The sequence below is a fragment of the uncultured Tateyamaria sp. genome, from assembly GCF_947494755.1.
Lineage (GTDB): Bacteria > Pseudomonadota > Alphaproteobacteria > Rhodobacterales > Rhodobacteraceae > Tateyamaria.
Genome location: NZ_CANLVZ010000017.1, coordinates 37,513 through 52,546, shown reverse-complemented (window position 1 = coordinate 52,546; position 15,034 = coordinate 37,513). Strand labels below are relative to the sequence as shown.

15 protein-coding genes are annotated in these 15,034 nt (G+C 60.4%); 10 read left to right on the top strand and 5 right to left on the bottom strand.

Annotated elements, in window-relative coordinates; all coding sequences use genetic code 11:
* Window positions 1-26 precede the first annotated feature (26 nt).
* Complete coding sequence (locus Q0908_RS17655; protein ID WP_299287651.1) at window positions 27-875, bottom strand: methylated-DNA--[protein]-cysteine S-methyltransferase; 849 nt, start codon at window positions 873-875, stop codon at window positions 27-29.
* Between the two features lie 364 nt (window positions 876-1,239).
* Here Q0908_RS17655 and Q0908_RS17650 point away from each other — a divergent pair, with 364 nt between their 5' ends.
* The 5 genes from Q0908_RS17650 to Q0908_RS17630 all read left to right on the top strand — a co-directional run bounded on the left by Q0908_RS17650 (window position 1,240) and on the right by Q0908_RS17630 (window position 6,811).
* Window positions 1,240-1,785, top strand: a complete 546-nt coding sequence (locus Q0908_RS17650) for a biliverdin-producing heme oxygenase (protein ID WP_299287648.1) — start codon at window positions 1,240-1,242, stop codon at window positions 1,783-1,785.
* A complete protein-coding gene (locus Q0908_RS17645; protein ID WP_299287645.1) occupies window positions 1,782-4,361 on the top strand; it encodes an HWE histidine kinase domain-containing protein in 2,580 nt (859 codons plus the stop codon). The genes Q0908_RS17650 and Q0908_RS17645 overlap by 4 nt, the downstream gene beginning before the upstream one ends.
* A 171-nt stretch (window positions 4,362-4,532) precedes the next feature.
* Window positions 4,533-5,177 carry an endonuclease III gene (nth, locus tag Q0908_RS17640; RefSeq protein ID WP_299287642.1) on the top strand — a complete coding sequence of 215 codons (645 nt, stop codon included), beginning with the start codon at window positions 4,533-4,535 and terminating at the stop codon, window positions 5,175-5,177.
* Complete coding sequence (locus Q0908_RS17635; protein ID WP_299287639.1) at window positions 5,174-6,163, top strand: adenosine kinase; 990 nt, start codon at window positions 5,174-5,176, stop codon at window positions 6,161-6,163. The genes nth and Q0908_RS17635 overlap by 4 nt, the downstream gene beginning before the upstream one ends.
* A 57-nt stretch (window positions 6,164-6,220) precedes the next feature.
* Window positions 6,221-6,811, top strand: a complete 591-nt coding sequence (locus Q0908_RS17630; RefSeq protein ID WP_299287636.1) for a GNAT family N-acetyltransferase — start codon at window positions 6,221-6,223, stop codon at window positions 6,809-6,811.
* Here Q0908_RS17630 and Q0908_RS17625 read toward each other — a convergent pair.
* From Q0908_RS17625 to Q0908_RS17615, 3 genes are read right to left on the bottom strand one after another with little or no spacing between them, the layout of a single operon-like run.
* A complete protein-coding gene (locus Q0908_RS17625) occupies window positions 6,808-7,296 on the bottom strand; it encodes a hypothetical protein (RefSeq protein WP_299287634.1) in 489 nt (162 codons plus the stop codon). The two genes, Q0908_RS17630 and Q0908_RS17625, sit on opposite strands and share 4 nt — an antisense overlap.
* A complete protein-coding gene (locus Q0908_RS17620) occupies window positions 7,293-7,781 on the bottom strand; it encodes an RNA pyrophosphohydrolase (RefSeq protein WP_299287631.1) in 489 nt (162 codons plus the stop codon). The genes Q0908_RS17625 and Q0908_RS17620 overlap by 4 nt, the downstream gene beginning before the upstream one ends.
* The gene (locus tag Q0908_RS17615; protein ID WP_299287629.1) at window positions 7,778-8,281 is read right to left on the bottom strand and encodes a GNAT family N-acetyltransferase; all 504 of its coding nucleotides are present in this window, start codon (window positions 8,279-8,281) and stop codon (window positions 7,778-7,780) included. Before Q0908_RS17615 ends, Q0908_RS17620 begins: the two co-directional genes overlap by 4 nt.
* A gap of 62 nt (window positions 8,282-8,343) precedes the next feature.
* On the opposite strand from Q0908_RS17615, the gene Q0908_RS17610 reads away from it, so the two are divergent.
* The 5 genes from Q0908_RS17610 to Q0908_RS17590 all read left to right on the top strand — a co-directional run bounded on the left by Q0908_RS17610 (window position 8,344) and on the right by Q0908_RS17590 (window position 13,769).
* Window positions 8,344-10,371, top strand: a complete 2,028-nt coding sequence (locus Q0908_RS17610) for an NADPH-dependent 2,4-dienoyl-CoA reductase (protein ID WP_299287626.1) — start codon at window positions 8,344-8,346, stop codon at window positions 10,369-10,371.
* A gap of 29 nt (window positions 10,372-10,400) precedes the next feature.
* Window positions 10,401-11,339: a zinc transporter ZntB gene (locus tag Q0908_RS17605; RefSeq protein WP_299287623.1), complete on the top strand. Its 939-nt coding sequence runs from the start codon at window positions 10,401-10,403 to the stop codon at window positions 11,337-11,339.
* A 159-nt stretch (window positions 11,340-11,498) separates the two neighbouring features.
* On the top strand, window positions 11,499-11,978 hold the full coding sequence (locus Q0908_RS17600) for an RNA polymerase sigma factor (RefSeq protein WP_299287621.1): 480 nt from the start codon (window positions 11,499-11,501) through the stop codon (window positions 11,976-11,978).
* Entirely contained in the window at window positions 11,975-12,742 is a 768-nt protein-coding gene (locus tag Q0908_RS17595; protein WP_299287618.1) for a hypothetical protein, read from the top strand. The genes Q0908_RS17600 and Q0908_RS17595 overlap by 4 nt, the downstream gene beginning before the upstream one ends.
* Before the next feature lie 121 nt (window positions 12,743-12,863).
* Window positions 12,864-13,769 (top strand): LysR family transcriptional regulator, encoded by a 906-nt coding sequence (locus tag Q0908_RS17590; protein WP_299287616.1) that lies wholly within the window; start codon window positions 12,864-12,866, stop codon window positions 13,767-13,769.
* A 15-nt stretch (window positions 13,770-13,784) separates the two neighbouring features.
* Here the strand turns inward: Q0908_RS17590 and Q0908_RS17585 are convergent, their stop codons facing one another.
* Window positions 13,785-14,945, bottom strand: a complete 1,161-nt coding sequence (locus tag Q0908_RS17585; RefSeq protein WP_299287614.1) for a biotin/lipoyl-binding protein — start codon at window positions 14,943-14,945, stop codon at window positions 13,785-13,787.
* Window positions 14,946-15,034: the final 89 nt, after the last annotated feature.

The window sequence follows — 15,034 nt, the reverse complement described above, 5'->3', positions numbered from 1 at the left end:
CATCTCAAACCGGAAATTTGCCGAAATCAGGCTTCTATCCGCGCAGATTCATAGGCAAGTAGAGCGCGCTTGACCGGCAATCCCCAATGGTAGCCACCCAATCCACCCGATTTGCGTAGCGCGCGATGACACGGGATCAGCCAACTGACCGGATTGCGCCCAACGGCTGTGCCGACCGCGCGCACGGCCCGCGGATTGCCGATACTGCCCGCGATTTCGGAATAGGTGGTGACGTGACCCGATGGAATGCGCAGCAATGCCTCCCATACCTTGATCTGAAACGGTGCGCCGATCAGGTACAAGGGTGCGTGGCTCAACTCTGCCTCTTCCGCCCCGAACGCTGCCAGCACCCAGGGGCGCAATCGCATCGGATCTTCGGCGAATTCTGCCTTGGGCCAACGTGTGACAAGATCCTGCATCGCCCAGTCCTCACCCATTTCGGCGGCAAAACCCAAGCCACAGATTCCCTTGTCTGTGCCCATGACAAGAGCCAGGCCGAAGGGACTGTCAAACCATCCCCAATAGATCGTGAGGCCAGCACCGCCCTTGGCAAACTCCCCCGGGCTCATCGCCTCCCACCGCAAGAACAGGTCGTGCAAGCGGCCCGACCCGCTCAACCCGGCCTCATGCGCGGCCTCAAGGGTGGTGAAGCGATCTGCCAGCAGCGCCTTGGCGTGGCCAAGCGTGAGATACTGTTGATACCGCTTGGGAGATACGCCGACCCAACGTGAAAAGACCCGTTGAAAATGCGCCGGGCTCATCCCCATTTCGGCGGCCAGCGTCTCAAGGCTGAGCGGATCGCCAGCAGAATCAATCAGATCAATGGCACGGCGCATGACGTTGTAGTGATAGGCGGTATCAGGTGTATGTTGCATACTGAGAAGGTAGGGCGTGCGACGGCCAGACGCGACCCGTTTCCTGCGGATAGTTCGGGGGCAGAACCGCCACTGGCTTATGTGTGCTTCTAGGATTGGCACCGACTTTTGAAATCACCGTTTCAGGATCGGATGTGCTCAATCAACAAACAATTTCTAGTGCAGCAGGTCCAAATCCACCCAACCCTTGATGCAACATCGAAACTTCCACGGTCCGTTTTGCTATGTCATAGTTTATTGACAAGCTCGTGAGCATCATTCACCCAAGGCCGCTAAATTGCAGGCAGAACACGGGTCTCTGCATCAACAAAATAAACGGCAGGGTGAGGGGCAGCCATCCATGTGTACAGATTTTCGGCGACTATTGAAGAACGAGACCCACGCCGACCATGAACGCGTTGACGCGCTTTTGTCGTCCGTTGACATCGCGACTTGCGACGGCTTTGTACGCTTCCTGTCCATCCACCAAAGCTGCTTCATGGTGATGCGCGACCTCGCGCCGTGCGAAAGCCCAGCGTGGAGCAGCCTCAATGAGATGCTGCACCGGATCGACGACGACCTGGCGGTGCTGGGCGCATCGGAAAGCATCCATGTGGTATCCGATCTGCAAAACCCGGATCAACTCGCGATGGAGTATGTGATTGAGGGCTCCCGTCTGGGGAGCAAGATACTCAGGAGCCGATGGTTGACCGCAAGCGATCCCACAGTGCAGCAGGCAACTGCGTATTTCTCGCTTGCATCCGTGCCCGGTCGCTGGCGCGATGTCTGCGATCAGCTGTCCAGCATCCCGACAGAAAGTGAGCGTGCGCAAACAATTGTCGAGGACACCAAAATGCTGTTTGCTTTGTTCTACACCGCCGCACATGAGCCGGTCACCGATCATCTCCCGGACGTGGAACTTGCGTCATGAAACAAAACGACATCAGTACCGAAACCTCACCTTCGGTCGACCTCACCAATTGCGACCGTGAGCCGATCCACCTGCTTGGGAACGTTCAGGCTTATGGATGCCTCATCTCGACCTCGGCGGATTTGATGATCAACCATCTGTCGGCGAACTGTGCGACGCTTCTGGATATTGAACCAGACAGGGCAATTGGACGGCGGCTGATGGATCTGCTGCCCCATCAAACCGTTCACGACTTGCGCACGAAGTTGCAGATCAGCAGCAGCGGCGGTGCCGCAATCAGCCGTCTCTTTGGGTATGATGTGCTGGGTGACGGAAAGCTGTTTGATGTGTCCATCCATGCCTCCGGCCAATCCTACATTTTCGAATTCGAAGCAAAAGGCGATCCGGAGGACCGCGATGATCTGGCGCTGGTGCAGCCCCTGATTGCCCGTGTGAAAAAGAAGGACAACGCTCTCGATGCCGCGCAAGAGGCGGCTATGGCACTACAGATCATGTCGGGGTTCGACCGCGTGATGGTGTACCGATTTGCACCCGACGGGTCGGGCGAGGTGATCGCCGAACGCCATGCCAGCGGAATGGAGCCGTTTCTGGGCCTGCGCTATCCCGCAAGTGACATCCCCAAACAGGCCCGCGCGCTGTATAAACGCAGCCCCCTGCGCCTGATTGCTGACGTGAACGGGGACGTGTCACCTCTGGTGCCTCAAAAGAACCCGAATGGTGAGCCGCTGGACCTGTCCCTGTCGGTCACCCGCGCCGTATCACCGATCCACCTCGAATACCTGCGCAATATGCATGTGGCGGCCTCAATGTCGGTGTCGATCCTGAAAGACGGCGAGCTTTGGGGGCTCTTTGCCTGCCACCACCGGTCGGCCCGCTACGTGGACTACGAACGCAGAACCGCGATTGAGCTGTTTGCGCAGCTGTTCTCCTACGAGCTCGAACGAAAAGTCGAGGCCGAGATACGCGACGAGGAACGCAACGCACGCGCCCTGCACGACCGGCTGATGGCGCGCCTGTCGTCGGGGGGTGACCTGGTCGAGAGTTTCGAGATCGTCGCCGACGAATTGTCCCAGATCGTTGCAAGCGATGGTGTCGCCGTTTTTTCCGAAGGGCGCTACACTGCGCGCGGCTCTGCCCCCACAGCCGAGGAGTTCAAAACCCTCGCGCGGTTTTTGAACACAGCTCCGACCGGAAAGGTCTTTGCCACAAACAGCCTTGTCGAAATCTACCCCGGCGCGGACGTCATAGCGGATCGCGTTGCCGGCCTGATTGCGGTGCCCATTTCGCGAACCCCCCGGGACTATATCGTCTTCTTCCGTCACGAAATCGCCCGTTCGGTGCGATGGGCGGGCAACCCCAACAAACCGGTTGAGGTCGGACAGAATGGCGTGCGCCTCACACCGCGCAAAAGTTTCGAGGCATGGACGGAAATGGTGCGCAACACTTCGGAAGCGTGGTCCGACAGCGAACTGCGCGCAGCCGAGGCGCTGCGGATTTCCCTGATCGAGATTGTGCTGAAGCTGACAGACGAGGCGAATGCCGATCGCCAGGCTGCGGCGGAAAAGCAAGAATTGCTGATCGCCGAACTCAATCACCGGGTCCGCAACATCCTGAACCTCATCCAGGGCCTCGTGTCGCAAAGCAAAGCCGGAGCGACCACTATCGAAGCCTATACGAAGGTTCTTGATGGCCGGATTCAGTCGCTGGCCCGCGCGCATGATCAACTCACGCGGCAGGAATGGTCCCCATCCGCATTGCGAGAGCTGATTGAGGTCGAGGTAAACGCGTTTCTGAACGGTCAGAAGGACCGGTTGGTGATCACCGGTGATGCACCGATGCTGGCCCCCGAAGCCTTTTCGACCATGGCCCTTGTGGTGCATGAGCTTGTCACGAACTCAGCCAAATACGGGGCCCTTGCCGACCGTTCGGGCCATGTGAGCATTGATCTGATTATCCCCGACGACGGCGCGCTCATCATCAAATGGCGCGAGCAAGGCGGCCCGCCGGTACAGGCCCCCACGCGCCGCGGTTTCGGCTCGACCATCATTGAGCGCACCGTACCGTTCGAGCTGAACGGCAAGGTCGAAACCCGGTTCAAGCTGGCAGGGTTCGAAGCGGACATCATGATCCCGTCGAATTTCGTGTCAAAGGATCTGCGTGAGCCGGTCGAAATCGAGGGCGCGGAGCAGCCGATCGATGCCGGAACCCCCACAAAGCTGTCGGGCACCGTTCTGGTTCTTGAGGACAACATGGTGATCGCACTCGACGCCTCAGACATCATCACCGAACACGGCGCGAACACTGTCAAGCTTGCCAGTTCGGTCGACGGTGCGCTCGAAATCATCGCAAACGAAGACATCGCCTTGGCTGTGTTGGATATCAATTTGGGGCGTCAGACATCTCTGCCTGTCGCACAAAAGCTGGATGCTCTCAAAATCCCGTTTGTGCTGGCCACGGGTTATGGTGACGTCGAAAGCATCCTGACCGAATATCCACAAGCGCCGATCGTGAAGAAACCGTTCACGTCGGAAAGTCTGACGAGAGAGGTATTCGAGGCGCTGGCAACCGGCAGATGAACAGAGAACTGGGCTGATGACGATTGACTGACGTCCAAATCTCAGGACGGATGTGTATTTGAGGTGGTCGAGACGGAAGTTGGCCAAATGGGCTCCGCCCAGCCCTCCGGCGCATCCGCATCACACCCCACACCTTGCTCACCACATCAACTTCCCCCATACCTCTCATCCATGGCCAAGCAACTCGGTTACCACACGATCCGCGCGATCTTTGAGCGTTTTCAGGACGCAGACCCCGAACCCAAGGGGGAGCTGGAGCATGTGAATGTCTATACGCTCGTCGTCGCTGTTGCGCTGTCAGCGCAAGCTACGGATGCGGGTGTGAACAAGGCGACGCGGGCCCTGTTTGCGATTGCGGACACGCCGCAAAAGATGCTCGACCTCGGGATCGACGGGCTGACCGAGCATATCAAGACCATCGGGCTTTTCCGCCAAAAGGCCAAGAACGTGATGAAGCTGTCGCAAATCCTTGTGGATGACTACGACGGCGTTGTTCCCAATTCGCGCGCGGCCCTGCAATCATTGCCGGGAGTCGGGCGCAAGACAGCCAACGTGGTGCTGAACATGTGGTGGCAGTATCCGGCTCAAGCCGTCGACACCCATATCTTCCGTCTTGGCAATCGCACCGGCATCGCACCGGGCAAGACGGTCGAGGCGGTCGAGCGCGCCATCGAAGACCACATTCCGGCTGATTTTCAACTTCACGCCCATCACTGGATGATCCTGCATGGGCGCTATCACTGCAAGGCGCGCAAGCCGCAGTGTCCCACCTGCATCATCCGCGATCTCTGCCCATTTGAGGATAAAACTGAATGACCAAGTACAAGCTGGTCGGCATCGGCAACGCCGTTGTTGACGTGATTTCGCATGCCGACGACTCCTTTCTGGACCTGATGGGAATTGAAAAAGGGATCATGCAACTGATCGAACGGGACCGGGGTGAGGTCCTTTATGGCGCGATGAAAGACCGGCTGCAGACGCCTGGCGGGGCTGTGGCCAATACCATCGCGGGCGTCGGCGCATTGGGGTTGCCCACCGCATTCATTGGCCGGGTCCATGACGACTCGCTTGGCAAGTTCTACGCCAAGTCGATGCAGGACAGCGGCACCGATTTCGTGAATGCGCCGGTGCCGGGGGGCGAGCTGCCGACCTCGCGCTGCATGATCTTTGTAACGCCAGACGGGGAACGCTCGCTGAACACCTATCTCGGTATCTCGACCGAACTTGGGCCGGAGGATGTGCCCGATGAGGTCGCCTCGGGTGCCGAGATGATGTTCCTCGAGGGCTATCTGTTTGACAAGGACCACGGCAAAGAGGCGTTCCGCCAAGCGTCTCGCCTGACCCGCGCTGCGGGCGGAAAGGCGGGCATCGCAATCTCCGACCCGTTCTGCGTGGATCGCCACCGCGCCGACTTCCTCGATATGATCGAGAACGAATTGGACTACGTGATCGGCAACGAACATGAAATCAAATCCCTGTTTGAAACCGACGACCTTGAGGCTGCCATGGCCAAGACGGCGGACATGATCGATCTGATGGTCTGCACCCGGTCGGGCGATGGGGTCACGATCATCGGGAACGGTCAGCGCCACGATATTGCGGTTGAAAAGGTCACTCCGGTTGATGCGACAGGGGCGGGCGACCAGTTTGCTGCGGGCTTCATCTATGGGCTGTCCACGGGCCGTGATCTGGAAACATGCGGGCGCATGGGCAACCTGTGTGCGGCCGAGGTCATCAGCCATATCGGTCCGCGCCCCGAGGTGGATATGCGCCAGCAGTTTGCCAAGGTTGGACTTGAGTGATCCAGCCTTGCATGTGCTGCGCGGTCGGGTTTTGAGCACTTTGGGAACAATGAAGTCATGTTGAGTGACGGTTTTCACGATGTCCCGCGCGGCAAGATCGCGACGATCGTCACCGATCTGGAGATGCGCGCGCCGCAACTCCGGGGCGCAAAGCTGCCTGAGGATCTCGCGTTCTCCCCTCTAGACCCTGGCGTTCCCGAATATCGCGATCTGTTCAAACGCGTGGGGCAGGATTGGCTGTGGTTCGGGCGCAGCCTGCTGGATGACGCCGCATTGGACACCATCCTGCGGAATCCGGACGTGCATATTTACGCGTTGGAAAAGGCAGGGCAGACCGAAGCCTTGCTTGAGCTGGATTTCCGCGTTGAGGGGGAGTGTGAGCTGGCCTATTTCGGGCTGACCTCGGCGCTGATCGGCTGCGGCGCAGGCGCATATCTGATGGACCGCGCCATCGCGCTTGCCTTTGGGGGCGGGGCCAAGCGGTTTCATTTGCATACCTGCACGCTCGACAGTCCGCAGGCCTTGGGCTTCTATCGCCGCTCGGGCTTTGAACCGACCCGCCAACGGATTGAGATTGCGGATGATCCGCGCATTGCCCATGGCTACGACCGCGCCCTTGGGCCACACATCCCGATCTTTGATCCTTAGCGGTCCTGCCAACGCGTACAGGTGCGCCCGGCCATGCAGTCCGTCAGTTCCTGGATCTGCTCCGTGGTCGGGTTGGTGAACAGAAACCCACCGCACGCATGGGTGCTGAGCACATAGGACTGTGTCGTATTGCGCAGGAACCCAAGCATAGGCCCCGACGCTGCCGACGGACACCAGGGGCCAGCGCATTGGACCTGCAACACCACGTCCGCGTTGAGGGGTGTGCGAATACCCCGCACGCTGAGCGCCTCGCCGCTGAACTGCGCGGGCAGCAACGTCTCTTGCGGCACGTCTTGTTGCGCCTCCCAATCGACCTTGGGCAGCAGCGTCTTATCAAAGGTCAGCGTTCCGATCACTGGCACATAACCTGCCTCCGACTGCGCCGCAGCAAGATATGCGTCGCTGACGCCGTGTGGCAGACAGGACAGCGCGAATGCAGGCAGCGGGGCCAGCGCCACGATGACGGCAAATGCGAACCGGATCAAAGATGGGCCTCAAATGCTTCCAGAACCCGCACGTAGACATCGCGCTTGAACGGTACGATGGCATCGGGCAGCGCCTCGGGGGCCAGCCATTTCCACGCCGAAAACTCAGGTTCATCCGTGGCGATATTCACCTGCGCATCCGTCCCAGCATAGCGCATCAGGAACCACTTTTGCTTTTGGCCGCGAAACCGGCCCTTCCACAGCTTGGCGATCAATTCGGTGGGCAAATCGTATTTGATCCAGCCATCGGTTTCGGCCACGATCTCGATCAGGTCCGGGGTGATCCCGGTCTCTTCTTCCAACTCGCGCAGGGCGGCATCGCGCGGCTGTTCGCCCTTGTCGATGCCCCCTTGCGGCATTTGCCACGCATCCTGACTGGCGCGACGGTCAAGGCGCTGCCCGACCCAGACGTGCCGATCCGCGTTCAGCACCATCACGCCCACATTCTTGCGGTAGGGCAGCTTTGCAATGTCGGCAGCGGTCATGTGAGGGCCTTTTCCATCTCGGCGCGGCGCAGGGACTGGCCGGACCGTTCAACAGTTTCATGTTGGGTAACATGAAAGCCCTGCCGCGCAAATGCAGGCTGGGCGGTCAGGCTGGCATGGGTGCGCAGTGATGGCACACCAGCGGCACGCGCAACATCCTCGGCCTGGCGGCACAAGGCTGCGAAAACCCCTTGGCGCCGCGCATCGGATCGCACAAAAGCGAGGTCGATATACCCGGCCTCATCCAGCGTGAGGAAACCCAAAGCCTCTGACCGTCGGGCTGCGACCCAGACGTGCTGCGCCGCCAAACGCGACGCCCATTCTGGTCCTGCCGGCGGGTGCGGAGCCCACGCCATGCGCTGCGTCTCGGAATATTCGGGCGTTCCGTGATGGATCGCCTCGAACATGATCGCCCCAAGGGCGTCCGCCTCCCCCTCTGCCATCTCGCGCACTTTGATCAATGTTGCACCTTTCCCATGACGCCGCGTTGCACGTGACATCGCCTGCCCTATGCTCGAAACCAAGAGCAAATGTGTTCAACCCATTCTGTTAGGAAGTGACCATGACCAATTATCCCCACATGCTTGCCCCGCTTGATCTGGGGTTCACCACATTGAAGAACCGCGTGCTGATGGGGTCGATGCATACCGGGCTGGAGGAAACAAAGGACTGGAACCGCGTCGCTGAATTCTATGCCGAGCGGGCGCGGGGTGAGGTCGGGCTGATGGTCACCGGCGGGATCGGGCCGAACCTCGAAGGGTCCGTCCTGCCGGGGGCGGCCATGATGGTCAGCCAGGACGATATCGACAACCATTCCGTCGTGACCAAACGCGTACATGAGGCGGGCGGCAAGATCGCCATGCAGATCCTCCACGCGGGTCGCTATGCCTATGGGCCGGCCTGTGTGGCGCCCTCGCCCGTGAAATCCCCTATATCGCCCTTCCCCCCTGCCGAATTGGACGAGGACGGCATCGAAAAGCAGATCAGTGATATCGTCGCCACCGCCGAGCGGGCCAGGCAAGCAGGCTATGACGGGGTCGAGATCATGGGCTCAGAAGGATATTTCATAAACCAGTTTCTCGTGACCCATACCAACAAGCGGACAGACCGGTGGGGCGGGTCTTATGAGAACCGGATGCGTCTGCCCATCGAGGTTGTGCGCCGCACGCGCGAGGCTGTGGGCACCGATTTCATCATCATCTACCGCCTTAGCATGATCGACCTTGTGCCCAATGGCTCGACCTATGATGAGGTTGCCCAACTCGCCAAGGAAATCGAAAAAGCGGGTGCCACCATCATCAACACCGGTATCGGCTGGCACGAGGCGCGCATTCCGACCATCGCGACTTCCGTGCCGCGCGCCGCCTTTGCCTGGGTCACCAAAAAGCTGATGGGGCAGGTGAATATTCCCGTCATCACCTCGAACCGCATCAACACGCCCGAAGTGGCCGAAGAGGTGCTGGCCACGGGCTGCGCCGATATGGTGTCGATGGCGCGGCCCATGCTGGCGGATGCGCATTTCGTGAAAAAGGCGATGGAGGGTAAATCAGCCCAGATCGCGCCCTGCATCGCGTGCAACCAGGCCTGCCTTGATCACACGTTCTCGGGCAAGCTGAGTTCATGCCTTGTGAACCCGCGCGCCTGTTCGGAGACCGAACTGGTGATCGAATCCGCAGCAACCAAGAAATCCATCGCAGTGGTCGGCGCAGGCCCCGCCGGACTGTCGGCGGCAATGACGGCAGCCGAGCGTGGACACAATGTCACGATCATTGACCGCGCGGACGAGATCGGCGGCCAGTTGAATATGGCCAAGCAAGTGCCGGGCAAGGAAGAGTTCTGGGGCCTTGTGGACTGGTATCGCACCATGGTGGCGGAGATGGGCATCGAAACGCGGCTGAGCACCGAAGCCGATGTCGAAATGCTGCGCGCCTATGACGAAGTCATCATCGCCACCGGCGTTCTGCCGCGCGATCCAGCCATTCCCGGTCAGGACGGCTCCAACGTCCATTCCTATATCGACGTGCTGAAAAAACGCGCCACGCCCGGCAAACGGGTGGCGGTGGTCGGAGCGGGCGGCATCGGCTTTGATGTGTCCGAATTCCTCGTACATGAGGGCGAAAGCTCCACGGAAAACCTGCCCGAATGGATGGCCGAATGGGGCGTCACGGATCCTGCCGAACATCGCGGCGGCCTCGTCCCCGAAGGACCACAACCCGACGCACCAGCGCGCGCGGTCACCCTGTTGCAGCGCAAGGCCGAAAAGCACGGCAAGCGTTTGGGCAAGACAACCGGGTGGATCCACCGATCAGCCCTCAAGATGAAGGATGTCGAATTCGTGGGCGGCGTGAATTACGAGCGCATTGATGAACGGGGGCTGCACGTGTCCTTTGGTGAAGCACGCGAGAACCCGTCAATCATCGAAGTGGACGATATCGTGATGTGCGCCGGTCAGGTGCCTGATCGCAGCCTCGCCGATGCGCTGGAAAAGGCAGGCATCAGCCATCACGTGATTGGCGGGGCCGATGTGGCCGCGGAACTCGACGCCAAGCGCGCGATTGATCAGGGCACACGGCTGGCGGCGACGTTGTAACTCGACGACCGGCAAGCTAGCGTCGCGCCATGCCGATATGCGTCTTTGATATCGCCCCCGACGGCACCGCCTCGCAGCCTGCTGCGGACCGCCCCTTGGGCGATGGCTACCGCTGGTGGCATTTTGACCTGAGCGACCCGGACCTGCCCGAGTTTCTCGCCGATCATGTGCCCGACATTCCAGCCGCCGCGCTGACAGCCCCGGAAACGCGGCCCCGCGCGGATGTCTACGGCGACGGGCTGATCCTGAACCTGCGCGGCGTCAACCTGAACTCGGACGGGCCTGCTGACCGGATGGTGGCCGTGCGCATGTGGGTGACACGTTCAATGGTGGTGACGGTGCGGATGCGGCGCATCTTTGCACTCAACGAAATTCGGGAACGGGCCGAAGAGGGTCAGGGTCCCACGACCCCCATGGGATTTGTCGGCGCGCTGACCGCAGGGCTGATGGGCCGGGTGCGTGACACCGTCTTTGATCTGGCCGAACGTATAGACGCGCTTGAGGACACAGTGCACGACGATACTGCCCCCCTGCCCGCCGAATTGGTCGAGGAACGGCGCATGGCGATCCGGCTGCGCCGCTATCTCGGGCCGCAACGCGACGCACTGATCGCATTGCTTGCAACGGATACGACAATGATGTCCCAAGGCCAGCGGGCGCGGCTGCGCGAACACACCAACCTTGCCAAACTGGCCGTTGAAGAGCTTGAGGCGCTGATCGCGCGGATGACGGCAGTGCAGGACCATCACACCGCCCAAGCCGCTCTGGCGCAGGGGCGCAACGGCTATGTCCTGTCCATCGTCGCGGCGGTGTTTCTGCCTTTGGGCTTCTTGACGGGCCTGTTCGGGGTCAACGTGGCAGGCATGCCGGGCGTGGATGTGCCGTGGGCCTTTGCCGCGCTGTGCGCCGGCTTGGTTGTTTTGACTGCTGCGGCAATCTGGGTGCTGCGCCGGATGCGGTGGATTTAAGCGGGGTCAGGCGAAAACCGGCACGCTTCACGCCATCGACAGAATATTTCATTGTCCGCCCGGCGTGGTTCATGGTCTTGTGCCACCAACAATTCGACGTTCGGGACAATACACATCTCCAACTCTGCTCACACTGCTGCCAACGAAGTGCGCGATGGCATGCCTGCGGTCTATCCGCGGCTGTGGCGGTATGCCGTGTCTTTGACGGGGCGGCGCGACTGGGCCGATGATCTGGTCCAGACCGCATGCCTGCGCGCCCTCGACAAGGCCGACCAGTTCGAACCGGGCACGCATCTGGATCGCTGGCTGTTTCGAATGACCCAACGCATTTGGCTGAACGAGTTGCGCTCGCGCAAGGTCCGCACGGGTGGTGGACTGGTTCCGGTCGAAGAAATCGACCTGCCTGATAAAACTCCGGGGGCGGAAACGAATATTCTGGCGCGTGACGTGTTGAACAAAGTGAATGCGTTGCCAGAAGCGCAGCGCCAGTCTGTGGTGCTCGTCTACGTCGAGGGGTTTAGCTATAAAGAAGCCGCTGAGATTATGGAGATACCGATAGGCACCGTGATGAGCCGACTGGCTGGGGCGCGCAAGCGTCTGAATGCCGAGATGGCCGATGTGCAGGTGGATGCAAAATGAGTGACCGGACCGACTTCAGTGACGAGGATCTGACCGCCTATCTGGATGGAGAGGCGGACGATGCCCTGCACGCGGCCATTGATGCCGCACTGGAAACGGACGAGGCATTGGGCGACCGTCTCGCCGGGCTCGACATACCGATGGGTGCAATCAAAGCCGCTTATGCCGACCTGCTGGACAATGCCCCCGCACCGCCCGTATTCGAAGCACCTGTCGCCAATACGCCAAGGCCCCGTTTCGGTTGGGGTTGGGGGCTGAGCACCTTTGGCACCGGCATTGCCGCAGGTTTGGCCGTCGCTGTCTTCACCGGCTTTGGCACGCCTGAGCCTGCCCCGCGTGGATGGGTGTCCTTCGTGGCGAGCTATCAGGCGCTTTATACAACCGAGACGCTGAGCGTGGCAGACCCCAGTGCGGATGACGCCGCCGTGCAACTTGCCGCCGTGTCAGACGCCCTTGGCCTCGATCTGGCCGCGCTTCCGCAAGCCGAAGGGCTGACGTTCAAACGTGCGCAAGTTCTCGGGTTCAAAGGCAAGCCGCTGATCCAGATTGCCTATCTGCGCGATGACGGAACCCCTGTGGCCCTGTGCATCCTGCCCGCAGGCCCGGACGCCCAACCGGTCAACATGGGACAGGCCGAAGGGCTGGACATCGCACGCTGGAACACACCCGGTTTTGGCTTCCTGCTGATTGGTGGCACGGATGCAGCCCCCTTGGCACAAGAGGCCGAGACATTCCAAAACTGGAGCGCGGATATCGCGACCTGATCGTTTCCGTGCCTTCGACGATCCCAGTTATCACCCTGATATTATCCCACCCCTGCCCTGATTGTGCCCTCTTTGGCGTCGATACCTGATCTTCGACGCACAAAGATTGAAAGGGCCGGGCATGGACCGACTCACCGAAATGGAAGCTTTCGCCATGGTCGTGGACCAGGGCGGGTTCACGGACGCCGCCAAAAAGATGGGGATTTCGAAATCCGCCGTCTCCAAACACGTCTCGTCGCTTGAGGCGCGCCTCGGTGCACGTCTGCTGAACCGCACTACACGCCGGGTCAGCCCGACCGAGATTGGCCTTGCCTATTACGACCGCGCCCGCCGCGTTCTGAATGATGCAGGCGAAGCGGACTCTCTGGTGACGTCCATGCAATCGGCCCCCTCGGGCCTGCTGCGGATTTCCGTGGCCACGGATTTCGGGGTCAACCACCTGTCGCCCCGCCTGTCCGAGTTCCTCGAGGACTTCCCGGACATCACCGTAAACATGGTTCTGAACAACCGCTACGTTGAGCTGATCTCGGAAGGGTTCGACATGGCCATCCGCATTGGTGAGCTGGAAGACAGCACCCTGCGTGCCCGGAAACTGACCGAAACCACCAAGCGGATGATTGCGTCGCCCGCCTATTTCGAAAAATACGGTCGTCCCGAAAAGATCGACGATCTAAACGAACACAAGCTGCTGCACTATTCCAACCAGTCTTCGGGCAACGTGTGGAAACTGACCGCGCCCTCGGGTGAGAAACGTCAGGTGCGCACCGCCGGTTGGCTGTCGGTCAATGACGGGCAATCCCTGCTGAACGCCGCCATTTCGGGCCTTGGCATCGCCTACCTGCCCAGCTTTTTGTATTCGGATGCGATGGAACAAGGCCTGATCGAAGACGCCATTCCTGAGTTGCCTACCGAGACCCAAGGCATCTACGCCGTCTACCCGCCCGGTCGCTTTACCCAACCCAAGGTGCGCGCGTTCATCGACTTTCTGGCCCACGCCTTTGCCGACAAGGGCCCATCCGACTGGTAAGATTTTCCCCTGACCTCATGAGAGGTTACCTGACCCCGGCGTGCATGCGCCGGGGCTTTTTGTCATGCACATGCTAGACAAACAAGGTGGGTGCGTTAGTGGCCTCCACCGCCTGCCAAGCCCACGCGGGAAATGAGGGACCCCCAAGACCTTCAGCCGCAAACCCACAGCCTTGACCGCGCCTGTCGCCGCAATCACGTGGCCTGAAAACCCAGGAAGGTTTGAGGTATAGGTCTGCACGATACACCCAGTGCCATCGATCATGACGGCCTCATGTTCGGGGTATTCAAATTCGAAATAGACCAGAAGTGATCCGCGCACCAAACCGTTGTTAGGCTCCAGCAAGCGCCCACCGAGTACCACCTGCCCGGTCGCAATCGCTGGCTGAACAAAGCGCACACGCGCAGGCAAAACCGCGTTGCGGAATGACATGCTGACATTGCTGTCACAGGCGATTTCCGCAGGCATCCCTTCGTACAAGGTGGACCGCGCCACTTGAGAGAACCCGGCCGTGACGCGCAATGGTACCCCCTCGGGCCGGTCGGGGATGATGACCATGGCAGGGCTCAGGATCAGCGTCGATGCCGGGCTGCCCACGCTCATCGCGAGTTGGGTTACCACCCCGTCCGAAAAGGACCGCACACTGGTTTTGTCCAGTGCGACCTGTGCGGCCTCTATCGCTGCGGCCGCCGCCTTGCGCTGCGCGGGAATGGATTGGGACAGGTCGGATTGGGCCAGATCGACCTGCGCCTGCGCGGCCACAACTTCGGCCTCGGACACCGCCACGCTGGCTTCAAGTTCCCGCACCGCATCCTGCGTGCCGACATTGCGCTGAAACAGCGTTTCGGCGTTCTCAAGATCAACACGCAACTTGTCGAGGGCCGCGCGCGCTTCGACAAGGCTGGCTTCGGCCACCTTCAACGTGTCTTTGGCCTTGGTTTCGGCGGCGTCCAGTTGCTCCAACTGGACCTCGGCCTGACGCAATGCCACCTGTTGCGCGCTGTTCTCGATCTGAAACAACAGGTCACCAGCCTGCACCCGCTGGCCGTTTTGCACCTCAATCGCGGTGACCGGACCACTGGTCTGCGCCACCACCGAAACAGTGCGGAACGGCAGGAGACCGGAATAGGATTTCGGGTGGAAATAGAAGATCAGGAGGAACAGGAAAAACGCCATCACCGCCACAGGAAAACGGCCGACCGCATGTTCCAGACCGTCATCGTCTCGCCCCGACGTTTGAGTTGGAAGTAGCGGATGACGACGGG

What these genes read in the sequence shown, in the direction of transcription:
- Q0908_RS17655 (WP_299287651.1), bottom strand. Translation starts at nt 875, where the DNA reads ATGCAACATACACCTGATACCGCCTATCACTACAACGTCATGCGCCGT.
- Q0908_RS17645 (WP_299287645.1), top strand. Translation starts at nt 1,782, where the DNA reads ATGAAACAAAACGACATCAGTACCGAAACCTCACCTTCGGTCGACCTC.
- nth (WP_299287642.1), top strand. Translation starts at nt 4,533, where the DNA reads ATGGCCAAGCAACTCGGTTACCACACGATCCGCGCGATCTTTGAGCGT.
- Q0908_RS17635 (WP_299287639.1), top strand. Translation starts at nt 5,174, where the DNA reads ATGACCAAGTACAAGCTGGTCGGCATCGGCAACGCCGTTGTTGACGTG.
- Q0908_RS17630 (WP_299287636.1), top strand. Translation starts at nt 6,221, where the DNA reads ATGTTGAGTGACGGTTTTCACGATGTCCCGCGCGGCAAGATCGCGACG.
- Q0908_RS17620 (WP_299287631.1), bottom strand. Translation starts at nt 7,781, where the DNA reads ATGACCGCTGCCGACATTGCAAAGCTGCCCTACCGCAAGAATGTGGGC.
- Q0908_RS17615 (WP_299287629.1), bottom strand. Translation starts at nt 8,281, where the DNA reads ATGTCACGTGCAACGCGGCGTCATGGGAAAGGTGCAACATTGATCAAA.
- Q0908_RS17610 (WP_299287626.1), top strand. Translation starts at nt 8,344, where the DNA reads ATGACCAATTATCCCCACATGCTTGCCCCGCTTGATCTGGGGTTCACC.
- Q0908_RS17605 (WP_299287623.1), top strand. Translation starts at nt 10,401, where the DNA reads ATGCCGATATGCGTCTTTGATATCGCCCCCGACGGCACCGCCTCGCAG.
- Q0908_RS17600 (WP_299287621.1), top strand. Translation starts at nt 11,499, where the DNA reads ATGCCTGCGGTCTATCCGCGGCTGTGGCGGTATGCCGTGTCTTTGACG.
- Q0908_RS17595 (WP_299287618.1), top strand. Translation starts at nt 11,975, where the DNA reads ATGAGTGACCGGACCGACTTCAGTGACGAGGATCTGACCGCCTATCTG.
- Q0908_RS17590 (WP_299287616.1), top strand. Translation starts at nt 12,864, where the DNA reads ATGGACCGACTCACCGAAATGGAAGCTTTCGCCATGGTCGTGGACCAG.
- Q0908_RS17585 (WP_299287614.1), bottom strand. Translation starts at nt 14,945, where the DNA reads ATGGCGTTTTTCCTGTTCCTCCTGATCTTCTATTTCCACCCGAAATCC.